This window comes from Streptococcus orisratti DSM 15617 (genome assembly GCF_000380105.1).
Lineage (GTDB): Bacteria > Bacillota > Bacilli > Lactobacillales > Streptococcaceae > Streptococcus > Streptococcus orisratti.
Map to the genome: position 1 here is coordinate 14,932 of NZ_KB904493.1, position 16,905 is coordinate 31,836.

General features: G+C 37.3%; 18 protein-coding genes. 1 reads left to right on the plus strand and 17 read right to left on the minus strand.

What is annotated here, in order from left to right; translation table 11 throughout:
* Nucleotides 1–7: 7 nt before the first annotated feature.
* From murC to A3I7_RS0109180, 8 genes are all read right to left on the minus strand, one after another.
* Complete coding sequence (murC, locus tag A3I7_RS0109145; RefSeq protein ID WP_018376486.1) at nt 8–1,339, minus strand: UDP-N-acetylmuramate--L-alanine ligase; 1,332 nt, start codon at nt 1,337–1,339, stop codon at nt 8–10.
* Between the two features lie 44 nt (nt 1,340–1,383).
* Nucleotides 1,384–1,983: a divisome accessory protein ZapJ gene (gene zapJ / locus A3I7_RS0109150; protein ID WP_018376487.1), complete on the minus strand. Its 600-nt coding sequence runs from the start codon at nt 1,981–1,983 to the stop codon at nt 1,384–1,386.
* A 430-nt stretch (nt 1,984–2,413) separates the two neighbouring features.
* Nucleotides 2,414–2,962, minus strand: a complete 549-nt coding sequence (locus A3I7_RS0109155; RefSeq protein WP_018376488.1) for an ECF transporter S component family protein — start codon at nt 2,960–2,962, stop codon at nt 2,414–2,416.
* An 89-nt stretch (nt 2,963–3,051) separates the two neighbouring features.
* Entirely contained in the window at nt 3,052–3,573 is a 522-nt protein-coding gene (locus A3I7_RS0109160) for a transcription repressor NadR (RefSeq protein ID WP_018376489.1), read from the minus strand.
* Nucleotides 3,574–4,080: 507 nt separating this feature from the next.
* Nucleotides 4,081–4,773 carry a phosphoglycerate mutase gene (locus A3I7_RS0109165; RefSeq protein ID WP_018376490.1) on the minus strand — a complete coding sequence of 231 codons (693 nt, stop codon included), beginning with the start codon at nt 4,771–4,773 and terminating at the stop codon, nt 4,081–4,083.
* Between the two features lie 112 nt (nt 4,774–4,885).
* On the minus strand, nt 4,886–5,206 hold the full coding sequence (locus tag A3I7_RS0109170; RefSeq protein ID WP_018376491.1) for a DMT family transporter: 321 nt from the start codon (nt 5,204–5,206) through the stop codon (nt 4,886–4,888).
* Nucleotides 5,207–5,457: 251 nt separating this feature from the next.
* Nucleotides 5,458–7,350: a heavy metal translocating P-type ATPase gene (locus tag A3I7_RS0109175; protein WP_018376492.1), complete on the minus strand. Its 1,893-nt coding sequence runs from the start codon at nt 7,348–7,350 to the stop codon at nt 5,458–5,460.
* A gap of 2 nt (nt 7,351–7,352) precedes the next feature.
* Nucleotides 7,353–7,655: an ArsR/SmtB family transcription factor gene (locus A3I7_RS0109180; protein WP_018376493.1), complete on the minus strand. Its 303-nt coding sequence runs from the start codon at nt 7,653–7,655 to the stop codon at nt 7,353–7,355.
* A 212-nt stretch (nt 7,656–7,867) separates the two neighbouring features.
* Between A3I7_RS0109180 and A3I7_RS0109185 the strand changes: the two genes are divergently transcribed.
* On the plus strand, nt 7,868–8,803 hold the full coding sequence (locus A3I7_RS0109185) for a dihydroorotate oxidase (protein WP_018376494.1): 936 nt from the start codon (nt 7,868–7,870) through the stop codon (nt 8,801–8,803).
* A 118-nt stretch (nt 8,804–8,921) separates the two neighbouring features.
* Here the strand turns inward: A3I7_RS0109185 and A3I7_RS14180 are convergent, their stop codons facing one another.
* The 9 genes from A3I7_RS14180 to recN form a co-directional block, all read right to left on the minus strand.
* Nucleotides 8,922–9,095 carry a hypothetical protein gene (locus A3I7_RS14180; protein ID WP_018376495.1) on the minus strand — a complete coding sequence of 58 codons (174 nt, stop codon included), beginning with the start codon at nt 9,093–9,095 and terminating at the stop codon, nt 8,922–8,924.
* Nucleotides 9,096–9,257: 162 nt separating this feature from the next.
* Entirely contained in the window at nt 9,258–9,533 is a 276-nt protein-coding gene (locus A3I7_RS0109195) for an HU family DNA-binding protein (protein ID WP_018376496.1), read from the minus strand.
* 92 nt (nt 9,534–9,625) lie between these two features.
* Nucleotides 9,626–10,228: a YpmS family protein gene (locus A3I7_RS0109200; RefSeq protein WP_018376497.1), complete on the minus strand. Its 603-nt coding sequence runs from the start codon at nt 10,226–10,228 to the stop codon at nt 9,626–9,628.
* Complete coding sequence (locus tag A3I7_RS0109205) at nt 10,197–11,042, minus strand: SGNH/GDSL hydrolase family protein (protein ID WP_018376498.1); 846 nt, start codon at nt 11,040–11,042, stop codon at nt 10,197–10,199. The genes A3I7_RS0109200 and A3I7_RS0109205 overlap by 32 nt, the downstream gene beginning before the upstream one ends.
* Entirely contained in the window at nt 11,035–11,871 is an 837-nt protein-coding gene (locus tag A3I7_RS0109210; RefSeq protein ID WP_018376499.1) for a DegV family protein, read from the minus strand. The genes A3I7_RS0109205 and A3I7_RS0109210 overlap by 8 nt, the downstream gene beginning before the upstream one ends.
* Before the next feature lie 840 nt (nt 11,872–12,711).
* The gene (gene glnA / locus A3I7_RS0109215; RefSeq protein WP_018376500.1) at nt 12,712–14,055 is read right to left on the minus strand and encodes a type I glutamate--ammonia ligase; all 1,344 of its coding nucleotides are present in this window, start codon (nt 14,053–14,055) and stop codon (nt 12,712–12,714) included.
* A gap of 50 nt (nt 14,056–14,105) precedes the next feature.
* Complete coding sequence (locus tag A3I7_RS0109220) at nt 14,106–14,474, minus strand: MerR family transcriptional regulator (protein WP_018376501.1); 369 nt, start codon at nt 14,472–14,474, stop codon at nt 14,106–14,108.
* Between the two features lie 98 nt (nt 14,475–14,572).
* The gene (locus A3I7_RS0109225; protein ID WP_018376502.1) at nt 14,573–15,112 is read right to left on the minus strand and encodes an FUSC family protein; all 540 of its coding nucleotides are present in this window, start codon (nt 15,110–15,112) and stop codon (nt 14,573–14,575) included.
* A gap of 104 nt (nt 15,113–15,216) precedes the next feature.
* Entirely contained in the window at nt 15,217–16,890 is a 1,674-nt protein-coding gene (gene recN, locus A3I7_RS0109230) for a DNA repair protein RecN (protein WP_018376503.1), read from the minus strand.
* Nucleotides 16,891–16,905 lie beyond the last annotated feature (15 nt).

Sequence of the window (16,905 nt, forward strand, 5' to 3'; positions counted from 1 at the left end):
TTGCATATTATTGGGTATTCTTTGTTAAATTTGACAATAATTCCTCAAAGGAACGTTCATAAAGTTGAATGTCTCCTGCACCCATGAAGACATAGACAGCATTATCATGGTCAAGGAGAGGAGATACATTTTCAACTGTCACAACTTTAGCTGGTTTAACAATTTTTGCAGCCAAATCTTCAACTTTGACATCCCCATGATCTACCTCACGTGCGGAACCATAAATTTGAGCCAGATAAACGGCATCAGCTTGATTTAAAGCATCAGCAAATTCATCCAAAAGGGCAATGGTACGTGTAAAGGTATGCGGTTGAAAAATGGCAACAATTTCTTTTGATGGATATTTTTGACGGGCAGCATCCAAAGTCGCAATAATTTCTGTCGGATGATGTGCAAAGTCATCAATAATGACAGTTCCGTTGATGATTTTTTCTGTAAAACGGCGCTTAACTCCCGAGAATGTTTTTAAGTGTTCAGCCACTAGCGTCATATCGACCCCTGCAATATACAAATTTGCAACAACTGCTGTCGCGTTTAAAACGTTATGACGACCGTAAGTTGGCACATGGAAACTTCCTAACTCCTTATTTTTGTGTTTAACCTTGAAGTCCGAGCCATTGATTGTTCGAGTGATATCATAAGCCATGAAATCATCATCTTCATTAAAACCATAATAATAAATCGGGGCATTGGCCGTTATTTTACGGAGAAAAGTATCTTCGCCATAAAGGAAGAGACCTTTTTTGACTTGTTTAGCATAGTCATTGAAGGCATCGAAAACATCATTAACACTAGTGAAATAATCTGGGTGGTCAAAGTCAATATTAGTGATAATTGAGTATTCTGGATGATAAGGCATAAAATGACGCTCGTACTCATCCGACTCAAAAACAAAGTATTGACTATTTGCCAAACCTCGTCCAGTACCATCACCAATCAAATATGACGTTTCAGTGATATTTTTCAAGACATGAGATAAAAGGCCAGTGGTTGATGTTTTACCATGAGCTCCAGCAACGCCAAGACTGGTAAATTGATTCATAAATTCACCAAGAAATTCATGATATCGTTTAAATTTAAAACCATTTTGAATGGCATAAGCAATTTCAACGTTATTATCTTCGCGAAAGGCATTTCCAGCAATCAATTCGACATCAGCCGTAATATTGTCTTCTGAGAACGGGAGTATAGGAATCCCCGCTTGTTCCAGACCGCGTTGAGTAAAATAGTACTTTGGTACATCAGAGCCCTGTACTTTATGACCCATTTGATGAAGCATAAGAGCGAGGGCACTCATCCCTGACCCTTTAATTCCGATAAAATGATAAGTTTTAGACATGTTTTCTCCTTAAATATAGGTTGCAAAGATAGCGACAATAACTATCACTTGACATCCTCAAAGCGTGACAAATTCAACTCTTGAGCAAAAAGTGCTTCTTTGTGAGACTGATTTTCTTTTTTGTTGTAAATTTGACTGCGTTTTAAAAAATCATAGTTATTTTTTTTGCTTGATTTTCTTGAAGCATTTACAGGCTCCTGATAAACTATTGGTAATTCCGCTAAAATATAATCTTCTTGCCGCAGCTTGTCTGCCAAACAGCTCAGATTAGTCACAGGTAGCTGTTTTTTCTTAGGTAAGCTAGACTGTAAGTCTTTCTGGAAAGTCGGCTTCGATGGCTTTTTTATGTCCTTGACTAGATAAGTTTGTCGCTTTTCTTGCACATCACGTCTAGCTTTTTCACGAGCCAACTCTGCGTAAGACTTCCCTTCATTGATTGTTTTTTCACGTTCAAAAGATTCTTTTCCTCTAGGGACCCGTTGGTTAACAAATTCATAATCGTACGTTACATCGCTATAATCTTTTTCCTGATAGAGGCCCTGAATATTTGTGATGAGATCTTCATTCTCATAAATTTTCATTGCTTTTGGTGTCTCAATAATGGGCTCACTATCTGCCACCGAAGGAAACCTATATGTAGTCATTTTTGACCTCACATCCTTTCTGCTACTATAGCATTCCCATTATAAACTAAAATAGGCTTTTTTTCAAATTCTACATACGAATATTCGTCTCGCAGAAACATTATATCCACCACTTAATTTCTATGCTATTTTGTTTAATATAGTCTTTTAGTACTAGGCAACGAGCTGCAGGTTGCTAGAACAGCCTCTAGGCTGTTCTAGGTTGGAAATAAGACATGCAAAGCAAGTCACTTTCGTAAAGTACGGCAAGGCGAGTTCAAATACTCCAGTGGAGTGTTTGAAGTTGGAAATAAGGAAACGGAGTTTCCTCTTACGTTGAAGTAATAAAAGATAAACTAATTGACTATATTAGGCATTAAAGATTTACCATACTTGAATATCTTGAAAAATTCACTCAAAAAGAGGTCTAAAAATAGACCTCTGTCCAGCTCTAATTTGAACTGACTGAAAAGTCAATCCCAACTTTTTGAGAAAGAATTTTCCAAAGATAATAAGCAATATAAAAATCAACAATTCCGTGAACCATCGAACCAAAACCGATGAGCCCAACTAAAGACCAAATGTAAGCTATACCACTATTTGAAGTCACCGTCAGAACATAAACAACTACAAACTCAGCAAGACCATGCAAAAGATTGACAATCAAAGCAAACATAAAGGTTGGTAAAGTTTTTAAAATTTGCTCTGGATATTTCTTTAGCCAATAAGCAGCTACTAAGGCAAAAATTAAATGTGACAGCGCTCTTAAAACAATAACAATAGGGAAACCTGCTAGCAAAAATCCCAAACTCGTTCCTAGAGCGACCAAAGCAGCTACAGTTGGTGAAATAAAGATAGCTAAAAACAAAGGGACATGACTTGCTAACGTGAATGAAGCTGGGCCAATAATGATTTTAACCGGCATAATCATAGGAATTAAAATCCCAAAAGCAACTAAAATTGCAGTAAAAGCTAATTGTTTAGTATGGTTATTTTTCATTTTCAAACTCCTTGAATCAGAGATTTTTCATCTCATCAATGTTTGAAAACCATTATAAAATAATTTTTGTCATGTGTCAAGACACCATGCTATCTTTCTTCTAACAAAAAACCCTCTTGTGATAAACTCATCTTGATGTCATCAAATATTTCCTTGTTTTGACAAGAAATGGTGTGAACATGAATCCCTTGTGTAAGGGTAGAAAGAAGACTAGCATGTAAAGTTTCAATTTTACCCATGAAATTGACAATATCCTCTTCCGTCTTGATATTCAAAGGAGCTGTCAACATACCATAGACTGGATGTTCAACCTCAACATCTACAACAATCCCCCCTTTTGAGATGATAGTATCTAACTCCTGCTGTGTTGTTGATAAATCATGCTTACAGGCTATCTTTCCAATAAATTGACTAGAATAAAGAGACTGCGTTAGAACATAACCTCGCGGTGTAGAGATAATATCACTTCCATTAGCACGAAGCAAAGCGACATCCCCAACAATAACTTGACGACTCACCCCTAAGTCTTTAGCCAAGCGGCTGGCAGAAATTGGATCAGTAACCTGACTTAGACTATCCAAAATTTTTTGACGACGCTCATTCGCTTTCACTCTTAATACCTCCGCGCATTCATATGTATATCCATCATACCATAAAATAAATAATTTATCATTGACTGATAATGAATAATCACGCCATATACAGAAAAAATGTATATAATCATTTTCTAACTACACGCCTTTTTTCAAAATATTTTTACATAGTTTACAATACGAAAAAGATGGTTCTTCATTTTCAAGGATATTATGTCACATTTTCTAACGAAAAGCAGACCTCACCTCCGAAAGTATGTCTTCTGAAAACAAAACTGCCTTCATGAATTTGATGTGATAAATGACCAAAACTTAAATTGTGAATTCTACATGTTATACCTTCACAACTATTTTTTCAAATAGTACTCTTAAAAAATCAAAATCGGACCTTGCTGACTTTTTGTATTGTTATATTGAATTTTGCTATTTGCATCAAAATCAACAAGGTGACTTTGATTTTAAAAATCATAGACTCAATCTAAGTGAAACTAAAAACCAAATCCGAAGATTTGGTTTTAACTAAACTTATTTGCCAAGATAGTATTCAGCAGTAACGTTCAAATGTTCATCAAATTCAAATACCAATGGTGGGAAGTTTGGAATTTCAACGTCCATAATTTCATCATCTGAGAGACCTTTGATATGTTTAACAAGAGCACGGATTGAGTTACCGTGTGCTCCAACAAAAACGTTTTTACCATCAACAAGTGCTGGACCAATTTTGTCTTCCCAGAATGGAAGAGCACGTTCCAAAGTGACCTTCAAGTTTTCAGCATCAGGGATAACTGATTGGTCAAGGTGAGCATAGCGACGATCAGTATGTGCTGAATATTCATCGTCTTTTGCCATAGCTGGTGGCAATACATCGTATGAACGACGCCAAATGTGAACTTGTTCATCACCAAATTGTTCTGCCGCCTCAGCTTTATTTTTACCTGTCAAACCTCCATAGTGACGTTCGTTCAAGCGCCATGATTTTTCAACTGGCACCCAAAGTTGGTCAGCTGCTTCAAGAGCAAGGTTAGTTGTTTTAATCGCACGTTTCAAAACTGATGTAAAGGCAAGGTCAAATTCAATACCTGCTTCTTTAATCAATTTACCAGCATCAATAGCTTGTTGTGTTCCTTTTTCTGAAAGATCCACGTCAGCCCAACCAGTGAAAAGGTTAGCTTTGTTCCATTCTGACTCACCGTGGCGAGCGAAAACCAATTTTACCATTAGTTGTGTCTCCTTTTTATTTAGGCTTTACGCCATTTACTCTTTCCATTTTACAAAAAAAATAGGAAAAAATCTAGTCAAATCCATAATTTTCTCCAAAAGGCTCAATGGCTCAATGGCTACTTGTCAATTTTAAACCAATAATTCCAATTAATAACAGAACCAAAAATAGGTAAGATAGAGGTGATAAGCGATCTCCCCAAAAAACAACTCCAACAATTACAGTACCAATGGCTCCAATCCCAGTCCAAATAGGATAGGCTAAACTCATAGGTAAATCTTTCAAAGCTCTAGAAAGAAGGTAAAAGCTCAATATCATGCCAAATACTGTTATGATATTATAGCCGACTCTACTAAAACCATCACTTAATTTCATGGTTGTCGCCCACACAACTTCCAGTAATCCTGCCAAAATTAAATAAAACCACATCATATTTCTTTCCACCTTAAAAATAAAAGGATAACAAGACTATTTCTTTATCCCAAAAGAGATATCCCTACGAAATAGTCTCATTATCCTTATCCACCCTTCGGGGAAGGTGGGGAATGATTATTATTTTAACAACAATGATTATAGGACATTCAGACATGCTTGTCAACCCAGCTCTTGAGGAAATTTTCAAAACTGCTGTGCTGCTAACTTTCAGCGAAAATCCAAGACACTCAACTTTGATCAGAGATTTTTTAACTCTCACGATTGAATTTCAAAGTTCTCAATGCATTAATCACAACTAGAACGGTCACCCCGACATCTGCAAAAATAGCCATCCACATATTAGCCACTCCTCCTGCTGCTAAAAGTAAAACTAAAATTTTCACAATAATTGAAAAGATTGCATTTTCATGAGCAATTCTGATGGTTTTTCTGGCTATCATAATTGCTTGTGCTATTTTGCTTAATTGATCATTCATAACAACAACGTCTGCTGCCTCTATCGCAGCATCACTACCAAGTCCACCCATGGCAATACCAACGTCAGCTCTGGCCAAGACAGGAGCATCATTGATCCCATCGCCTACAAAGCCCACTGTTTTCATTGCTTTTCTTTGTTCAAGGCGTTGTTCTAACTCTGAAACTTTATCAACCGGCAATAAGTTCGCCTTGTAGTCAGTTAATTCCAATTCGTCAGCTACAACTTTGGCAACTGTTTCATGATCTCCCGTTAGCATAACCAATTGTCTTATTCCTAACTTGCGTAACTCTCCTAGCGCTTTTTTTGTATCAGGCTTGATACGATCAGAAATAACAATATGTCCTGCATAGACACCATCAATGGCCACATGAACAATCGTTCCAATTTGATGACACTCTTTCCATTTTACACCGAGATCATCCATGTATTTTGTGTTTCCGACAGCAACCGTCTGCTTGTTCACTCTCGCGCTAATCCCTTGACCTGCAGTTTCAACAACCTCGGAAATCAAGCAATCGTCCTCTTCTTTTTGATAAGCAGCTCGCAACGATTGGGCAATCGGATGGCTAGAAAAACGTTCTACGTGACTAGCTAAGTGTAAGAGTCTTTCTTCCTTAATTTTCTCAGGGTGCAGGGCGGTAACTGTAAAAACACCCTCCGTCAATGTTCCTGTTTTGTCAAAAACAAGCGTGTCAAGCTTTGCTAGATTTTCTAAATAATGAGATCCCTTAACCAAAACACCTGCTTTTGAACTAGCTCCGAGACCACCAAAGAAACTCATCGGAATTGAAATGACAAGTGCACAGGGACATGAAATGACAAGAAATGTTAGTCCTCTGCCTAGCCAATCTGGAAAAGTGCTGATAAAGTTATTTGAAAAAATTGGCGGCAAAAAGGCAATGAGTACTGCTAAAATCACCACAGTGGGCGTATAAACTGATGCAAAACGAGTCACTAACGCTTCATTTGTAGACTTATTCGCCGCAGAGTTCTCCATTAAATCTAGAATTTTGGATAAGGTTGATTCCTCTAAAGTTCGCATTACTTTGACTCGAATAAGCCCAGTCATATTGACAGTGCCCGATAGCACCTCGTCACCTACCCCAACCGTACGTGGCAAGCTTTCTCCTGTCAAAGCTGCTGTGTCAATTTGCGATTTTCCTTCAACAATGATGCCGTCTACAGCTATCTTTTCACCAGATTTAATTAGAATAATCTGATCTTTTTGAAGTTCTTGTGGCGATACAGTAACTAGACCTCCATCACTTTCCAACTGAACAGTATCAGGTCGTAAACTTAGCAGCTCTGAAATAGATTTTTCACTGCTCCCTTCTGCAATATGCTCAAAAAGTTCACCGACTTGATAGAAAATCATGACAAAAACAGCCTCTGCAAACTCTGGCTTACCTGTCATAAAACTCAATGCAAAAGCACCAAGTGTAGCCAAAGACATGAGAAAATGTTCACTAAAAACCTTGCCTTTACTCATTTTCTTAACCGCTTTAACCAGTACATCATGACCAACTAATAAATATGGTAGTAAATAGAGCAGGGCTTGCAAAGTCAATGATAAATCAGCTATCTTACTAAAAACATAAACCAAAAGTAGAATCAAGGTTGCCGAAATAATACGAATAAGTCGTTTTTTATCCTTATTTACCATGTCTAATCCTCCTGATAATGTTCAACCACTGAGGTCAAAATACGATTGATATGCTCATCTACTAATGAATAAACCTGACTTTTTCCTTCACGACGAGATGAAACGATATTAAGATGCTTTAGCAAGGTAAGTTGATGGGAAATTGCCGATGGGGTCATTTCTAAAACCTCAGCAAGTTCGCTCGATCGAAGTTCTCCTTGACTCAAACACCACAAAATTTGACTTCTGGTGTCATTTCCCAGAGCCTTAAAAAAATTTGAAACAGCATTTAATAAATCCACTTCTAATAATCTCTTGTTCTCCATTTGCTATTCTCCCGTAAAGCAATATGCTCAAACGATTGAACACTTGTTCAACTGTTCTTCGTTTGTATTATACATCAATATAAAATAATTTACAACTTTTATATCATTTAACGGATTATATTAGTCGGACAATGTCATTGTTCGGGGAAATACTTGCTTTCGGCTTTTTTTAATAGTAAAATAGAGTAAATTATTAAAAATAGGGGAATATTATGCCATCTACTGCAACAACTATCGGAAATTTTGCTTTTGACAATTGCCTCATGAACGCTGCCGGAGTTTACTGCATGACTCGTCAGGAACTTGATGAAATTGAGGCCTCTGCTGCCGGTTCCTTTGTGACCAAAACTGGAACCTTAGAAGAACGCCAAGGAAACCCCGAACCACGATATTCTGACACAGCACTTGGATCAATTAATTCTATGGGGCTGCCAAACCTTGGTTTTCAGTATTATTTGGACTATGTGATTGAATTGCAGGACCAACCTCAAAGTAAAAATCATTTTCTTTCCTTAGTTGGACTTTCTCCTGAAGAAACACACATCATACTTAAAGCTGTACAAGCTTCTGAATATCAAGGATTGGTCGAGCTCAACCTCTCTTGCCCAAATGTTCCAGGTAAACCTCAAATTGCTTACGATTTTGAAACAACGGAAAGTATTCTATCGGAAGTTTTTAGCTATTTCACTAAGCCTCTTGGTGTTAAATTGCCGCCTTATTTTGATATTGTGCATTTTGATCAAGCAGCCGCTGTTTTCAATAAATACCCTCTCGTTTTTGTCAACTGCATTAACTCCATCGGCAATGGATTAGTCATTGAGGATGAAACTGTTGTTATCAAACCTAAAAATGGTTTTGGTGGTATCGGTGGTGATTACGTCAAACCTACAGCTCTGGCTAATGTTCATGCATTTTACCAACGTCTCAATCCGTCTATTCAAATCATTGGTACGGGCGGTGTCAAATCAGGCCGAGATGCATTTGAACATATTCTTTGCGGTGCTAGCATGGTGCAAATCGGCACTGCTCTTCACCAAGAAGGTCCTTCTATTTTTGAACGCATTACCAATGAGCTAAAAGCCATTATGATCGAAAAAGGCTACCAAAGCTTAGAAGATTTCCGTGGAAAATTACACTATATAAACTAAAAGTTGCTATCCCTTACTAAAAATAAAAACGCTTTTGACAAGTTATCCTTAACCAGCAGCATTGCGCTGATAAAGGGTATCTTCATCAAAAGTATTTTTGTTTTATTGATAAATTTTATTAAAAGTCGTTATCATCTTCGTCATCCAAAAAAGATTTTTCTGCTCCTTCATCGAATGCTTTTTTCTCAGCAGCCGTCATTTCCTGAGGTGCTAACTTACGACTCACAAAAATAATAGCTATAATTTTGATTAGTGAAAAAATCGCTAAGATAATAATGATTATTTTTAGCATAATGAATAATTCCTCACCTTCTTAATCTCCATATTATTATAGCTTTTTAAAAGAATAAGGGCAAGGCAGTCTCCTCCCTTAAATAGAAAATATTTTACAATTTATCCAAAAAAATAGACCTACCAGTCAACATAAACGTCGACTGATAGGCCTCACTGTTAATTATTTTACAGCGTCTTTAAGAGCTTTACCAGCTTTAAATGCTGGAACTTTAGATGCCGCAATTTCGATTTCAGCACCAGTTTGTGGGTTACGACCTTTACGAGCAGCACGTTCACGAACTTCAAAGTTACCAAAACCGATCAATTGTACTTTATCGCCTTCAGCAAGGAAACCTTCAATTGCTGCAAATACAGCATCAACAGCTGCTGCTGAGTCTTTCTTAGTCAATTCAGTTGCTTCTGCAACTTTTGCAATCAAATCTTGTTTGTTAGCCATTTAACAAATCCTCCAATTTTTTTTAAGCATTATGCTTTAACATGTATTATCATATCGAAAAAGTCGCTGTAGGTCAAGTATTTAATGACTTTTTATTCGCTTTTCTTATAGATATCAAAACTAATGTCATCGTTGACAAGATTTATCGTTTGTGCTTTCAGATAAATCCCTGCTTCATTATCTAAATTTTGAACATTTATAGTAATAGTTGACTGGTTAGGTTGAATTTTGACAAATTTCGGCAAATCATAACTAGATTTAATATACTTAAGGACTTGATCTTCTGGTAAAGGGAGGGTACCAACAGAAAAAGACGTTACCTTTAATTGTACTGCACCATTTTCCAGACGGCTAGGTTGAAAATAAACATAGAGTGGGACTTCGTAACCAAGTAGGGTGTAGGTTCCTTCAAAAAGAATCTGACTTGAAGTCGCATATAATTTATAAGTCATTCCTTTCTTTTGGTAATCTTCTAGATAGGAAACCACGGTCTTATTTAATTGCTCTTTGGTTGTGCTAAAGGTCCCAATCTTAATTCCCCCTTTTGTCTTAGTAGCAATATTTTCCGCCTCAGGTTCTCGAATCTGAATGATTCGACTCGCCACAACACCGACAAATGCTAGATTGATTGCCAAAATCAACAAACATAGCCATTTCCAAATATTAATTTTTTTCCCAATTATCCTTTGTTTCACTGATTTCCTCCATCACTGCATTTGCCATAATCTGATATCCAATGTTATTAGGGTGAAAGTGATCTCCCGAAAACAGGGCATCGTTCAGTACTGTCGTTTGTTCTCCAGAAGTTTGGACAACCCCTTCTTCACCATCAATCCCCTTATAAAGCAGATCATTTATAGGAACAAAATACACATTGTTATATTCTTTAGTGACTGCTTGAGTTGAGTTATTCCAGTTGTCAATAATCTCCTGCATTTCTGTCATCTCTGGAAAATTAAGATAAAAAGGGTTGTAAATTCCTAAAACGTAAATAGGCAAATCGGGATTCTCCTTACGAGCTAAAGTAATAATCTGTCGCAGGCGCCCCTGATATTGAGTTGCGGGTTTGGTAAATGTTGAAACCTTTAACGTTGTCAAATGCTTTCGAATAACAGCCATAACATCATTTCCGCCGACAGTTAAGGTCATCAAATCCGCCTTTTTCAGATCTTTCTGAATATCCTCTTGGGTTTTCATTCGTTTGAGAATTTGATTACTTGTATTGCCGGAGACGCCATAATTACTGTAACTTACATCATAATTATAGCTTTCAATTAAACTTTGAATAAGTAAGGGGACAAAACCACCCTGCCCTGTTGTATCACCGACACCTTCTGTTAATGAATCGCCGATAGCCACATAATTTAATTTAGTTGCCTTATTAGCTAGGAAATCTTTTTTAGTTAATTTAGAATCTGATTTTGGAATAATGACATTTAATAGTAAAACTGACAGCAAAAGGCTTGTTACAAAAAAGACAAGCCCTGATAAAATACTCTTTTTACTCATAACGAACCATTACCGCAAAAGCATCTTCACCAGTATGAGTTTGAATGATTGAGCCTGTTTCAAGAACAGCAATCGGTGCACCTAGCACAGCCAATTTTTCCTTAAAACTATTAGCCATATCAATCGTACCACAGTAAGAAATACCGATTTCAGCCACTTTCTTGCCCTTAGCATGTTCGATAAAAGTATCTAGCCACTTGTTGAAAGTTTTCGCTCCACGTCCTTTCATCACAGGATTTAGAACATGATCTTTCAACTCCATAACGACACGAATATTAAGAAGTGTACTCAATAGTCCTGTAACACGACCGATACGTCCACCTTTAACCAAATTTTCAAGGGTAGAAACACCAATAAACAATTCAGATTTTTCACGAACTTCTTCAATGCGTGCCAAAACTTCTTCCAGACTTCCTCCATCTTGAGCCAATTTTGCAGCCTGAACGACTTGAAATTTCTGACATTGATCTGTAAAAGTAGAGTCAACAATCGTCACTGGAGCACCCGCAATCACAGCGCCTTGTCGCGCAGCTTCTACTGTTCCAGATAAAGTATGCGTGATGTGAATAGACACAATATGTTCGGCACCTTCTTTTACCAAATTTTCATAAACCTCAGCAAACACACCTACAGGAGGTTGACTCGTTTTGGGCAACCCCTTGCTGTTGCGCATCATGTTGAGGAATTTGCCTTCCTCTTTCAAATCATTATCCGAATAAAGAATCCCATCAATCATTACTGTTAAAGGAACAACAGTGATGTTATACTTTTCAACCAATTCAGGTTCAATTGTCAATGAGGAATCTGTTACAATTTTTATCTTACTCATGTCTTTTCCTATTTTCATTCATTTTGTAATTTATCGCGAAATAACAGACTTGAACAAAACAGCTGATAGGGTGATTATTCAGTTTACTTTTAGTACTGAATACAGCAAAGAGAGATAATAAAAGCAAACTAAACAACTATACTAGCTCATAATGACAGTCTGGTATCACTACACTATATGTTATTATACCAAATTTTTGAGAACTAGGTGATAAATTCGTCAAAAATTGATAAAAGTAACGTAAGCTTTACGGTGAACATTTGATTACTATTTTTTAAAATGTCATTCTTCTACTTTTAGTCGGCCTTCATCAATATGGTATTATAGTCTTTTGGTTTGCTTTTAGTACAAGGCAACGAGCTTGCAGGTTGCTAGAACAGCCTCTAGGCTGTTCTAGGTTGGAAATAAGACATGCGAAGCAAGTCACTTTCGTAAAGTACGGCAAAGTGAGTTCAAACAAGCCACTGGATTGTTTGAAGTTGGGAATAAGGAAACGGAGTTTCCCCCTACGTCGAAGTAATAAAAGATAAACTAATACTCAATGAAAATCAAAAGTAGCCTAGGAAACGAAGCCGACGATAGAACTTGAGTTCATCAAGGCAAGTTGACAACGGATAATTTTGATTTTCGAAGAGTATAATTGACTATATTTAAGAGCAAAGTGGTATATGACATTATTTTCTACAATTTAGCGCCTAGTATGATTTTATTTTTCATTTACTATGAGGGCGTCAAAAAAGGTCTGAAACACAAGAATAGTCCCAGACCTAAACCATAATATAATAGCGTATTTTTGAAATTACCTTCAAAATGAACTAATGCTCAAGCGCACTTCTTCTCTTAGTATAGATTAAGGTAGTTTTCAACTTCCCATTGTGAGACGAAAGTCGCATAACTTGCCCACTCAATTCGTTTAGCTTCAATAAAGTTTGTTGTAATATGACTACCAAGTGCAGCTTTAACAACTTCATCTTCTTCAAGGGCTTTTAGGGCATTATGCAATGTTGACGGAAGATCAATAATGCCTGAGGCCTTACGCTCTGCAGGAGACATCATGTAGATGTTTGTTTCCACAGGTGCTGGAGCTTCTATTTTATTTTCAATGCCATCAAGTCCAGATTCAAGTAATACAGCCAAGGCAAGATAAGGATTAGCTGTAGGGTCAACAGAGCGGAGTTCCAAACGTGTTCCCATTCCACGAGAAGCAGGTACACGAATAAGTGGTGATCGGTTGCTGCCTGCCCAAGCAATATAGACAGGTGCTTCATAACCAGGAACAAGACGTTTATATGAATTGACCGTTGGATTCATAATTGCTGTGTAACTGTAAGCATGTTTCATCAAACCACCAAGGAAATAGTAGGCATTTTCAGAAAGTTGCATACCTCGTGGATCTTTTGGATCATAGAAAGCATTTCCTTCTTCGGTGAATAGTGACATATTACAATGCATACCTGAACCCGCGATTCCAAATTTAGGTTTCGCCATGAAAGTTGCGTGAAGACCATGTTTACGCGCAATTGTTTTTACAACAAGTTTGAAAATTTGGATGTTATCACATGCTTTCAAAGCATCTGCATATTTGAAATCAATTTCATGTTGACCTACTGCAACTTCATGATGGCTAGCTTCAACTTCAAAGCCCATTTGTGTCAAAACATTGACAATCTCACGACGAGTATTATCTGCAAGGTCAGTTGGTGCAAGGTCAAAATAACCACCGTGATCATTTACTTCGAGAGTTGGATTCCCCAATTCATCCATCTTGAACAAGAAAAATTCTGGTTCAGGACCAAGATTGAAAGATTTAAAACCAGATTCTTCCATGTGGCGCAAAGCTTTTTTCAAGTTACCACGCGGATCACCTGCAAATGGCTCTCCAGTAGAGGTATAAATATCACAAATCAAACCAGCAACAGCCCCATTTTCGTCTCCCCAAGGAAAAACTGTCCAAGTGTCCAAATCTGGATACAAGTACATGTCAGACTCGTTGATACGAACAAACCCTTCAATAGATGAGCCATCAAACATTGCCTTGTTCGACAAAACTTTTTCAACTTGTTCATCGGTTGCAGGGATTTCAACGTTTTTCATCACACCTAAAATATCTGTGAACATTAAGCGGAGGAAAGTCACATTTTTTTCTTTAACTTCACGACGGATGTCAGCAGCTGTAATAGCCATTGGAATTAGGTCTCCTTTTTTCTTTCTACCAAAAACAATATGTGAATGTGTTAAACACGCCAATTGCCAAATTGTGATGGGCTGGCAAAACGTCCTTGATTGCGGAGTTCATCTTGTAAGATACGTCGAACATCAGCATCCGTCAAGGTCTTCTGTTTTTTCAGTGCCTTATCTCTACGATCAGCGTACTCACGCTTAATAGCCGCAATATTAAGCCCTTCGTCCAAAAAATCCTTAATTTCAAGCAAACGATCCATGTCATTCAATGAATACATGCGACGGTTACCCGAAGTGCGTTCTGGCGTAATTAAGCCTTGATCTTCATAATAACGGATTTGACGTGCTGTCAGATCTGTCAATTTCATTACTGTACCAATGGGAAATACCGCCATCGAACGTCTGAGTTCTTTTTCTTTCATGACTGACTCCTTTCACTTTTTTATTATAAAATGAAATTTTTTAACTGTCAAGTTTTATGTTAGAAATTCTAACATAAAACGTAAAAAAAAGCAAATCATTACTTTGACTTGCTTTTAATTTTTTCTCTTATCTTATCAACATCAGCATTAACTAAAGTGGCAACAAAAACGCCACAGAATGTTTCAAAGACTCGAGCAAAGACATAAACAATGGTCTCGTTTGCTGGAATGGACAAGGTAATAATCAATAGCGCGGAGGTTCCTCCAATAATACCCGCTTTATTATCAATCGCAACATTGATCATTATCCCCAACATGGTACAAACAGGGACAAAGATAAGCGTTACCCAAAATTGATGGTGAAAGGCTTGATCTAGCAAGAAAAACAGAAGGGATAGCAAGCCTCCTACGCTATTGCCGACAACACGTGATACTCCAAAGTGAACACTTTTATCAAAATCTTCGCGTAGGCTAAATACAGCCGTTAAAGTTCCGATTTGAGTCCCTTCCCAACCAAAAAAGTGAAATAATAGAAGGACAATAAAGACAGCTAGACCCGTTTTTAAAGTTCTCATTCCTAGTTTAAATTTTTTAGGATTAAATTGATAACGTTTAATGAGTTTTTTTAGATAATTCATGTTTTTACAACCATTAAGAATAAGTTCCGATTTGAGATTTCTTGTTTCCAATAACCATTCGGTAATCTTTATGAAAATATTATTTGATGAGCCACACGTTTATATCAGTCAGTGTTTTTTAGCCCAAGCAACAGTTCTCTAGCCTGTTGACGTGCTGTTACTGTCACATCTGCTCCTGCTAGCATCTTAGCAATTTCTTCAACGCGTTCTTCTTTGTTCAAAAGACGCACAGTTGAAACAGTTGAGTTTTCATTGCTTCTCTTTTCAATGAAAAATTGATAATCCGCAATAGCAATTACTTGTGGTAAATGCGAAATGGCTAAAACTTGACCGTGCTTGCCAATTTTATAGATTTTTTGGGCAATAGCCTGTGCAACGCGACCTGATACACCGGTATCCACCTCATCAAATACGATACTTGTCTTATCTTCCTTTCGAGAAAAGGCGGATTTAATAGCCAACATGAGACGTGACAATTCACCTCCTGAAGCAACTTTGACTAGAGGTTTAAAACCCTCGCCTGGATTAGTTGAGATATAAAACTCTACGAGTTCATTGCCATCTCTGTTAAATTTTCCCTTGGTAAATTGAACTTGAAAATCTGCTTTTTCCATGTAAAGTTCAGCCAACTCTTGTTTAATTTCAGCCTCCAATGCATTAGCCAGTTCGTGACGCTTTTGGCTGAGTTTCGCTGCCGCATCCACTAATTCTTTCTCTAAGCGTTTGAGCTCCTTTTCCATGTCATCTGATGATTCATTGTTCCCAGTCAAAAGGTTATATTCCTTGGTTATATTGTCAAAATAATCCAAAACATCATCTACACTACCTCCATACTTACGCGTAATGCTATTAATAACATCTAAGCGGGATTCGATTTGCTGAAGTAAACCAGCATCAAAATCAAGGTCCTCAATGACGTCGCCAAGATGCTTGGTAACCTCTTCCAAAACATAATAAGCTTCAGAAAGACTGGTTGACATCTCTTTGTAGTCTGGATCAAATTCTTCCAAAGTCAACAAATCATTCATTGCTGAACGTATGTTGGAAAGACTTGAAAAGTCCTCGTTATCTAGCATAACATAGGCATTAGTAAGCGTATCAGCGATATTCTTATGGTTAAGTAGTTTATCGCGTTGCTTATTAAGTTGGTTATCCTCGTCATTTTTGAGTGCTGCTGCCTCAATTTCTGCAATCTGAAACTCCAGCATTTCAATGCGTGCCTTATGTTCACGTTCATTTTTCTGTTTGTCCAAAACGCGTTTTCGGAGTTTACGGTAATTGTCAAAAATTTCTTGATAACGTTTCTTACTTGTCCAGAAATCATCCTGACCAAATTCATCTAACATGGCAATGTGAAGATTTGGTCGCATGAGTTCTTCCTGATCGTGTTGACCGTGAATATCAACCAAATATTGTCCAACAGCGCGCAAGGTTGATAAATTCACCATTTGACCATTAATTCGACTAACACTACGGCCATTTTGAAGAATCTCTCGTCGAATAATCAACTCATCAGTAAATTCAATACCATTCTCTTCTAAAATATGAGCCAGCGCAGCGTTTTTTTCAACAGAAAAGAGGCCTTCAATCTCGGCTTTTGGAGTTCCATGACGGATAACTTCCACACTAGAACGTGCGCCTAACATCATGTTCATGGCGTCAATGATGATAGATTTTCCTGCACCAGTCTCCCCAGTTAGAACAGTCATACCATTATCAAAAGTGAGGGAAATTTCCTCGATAATAGCAAAATTTTTAATGGAAATTTCTAAAAGCATCGGCTACCTCTTGTT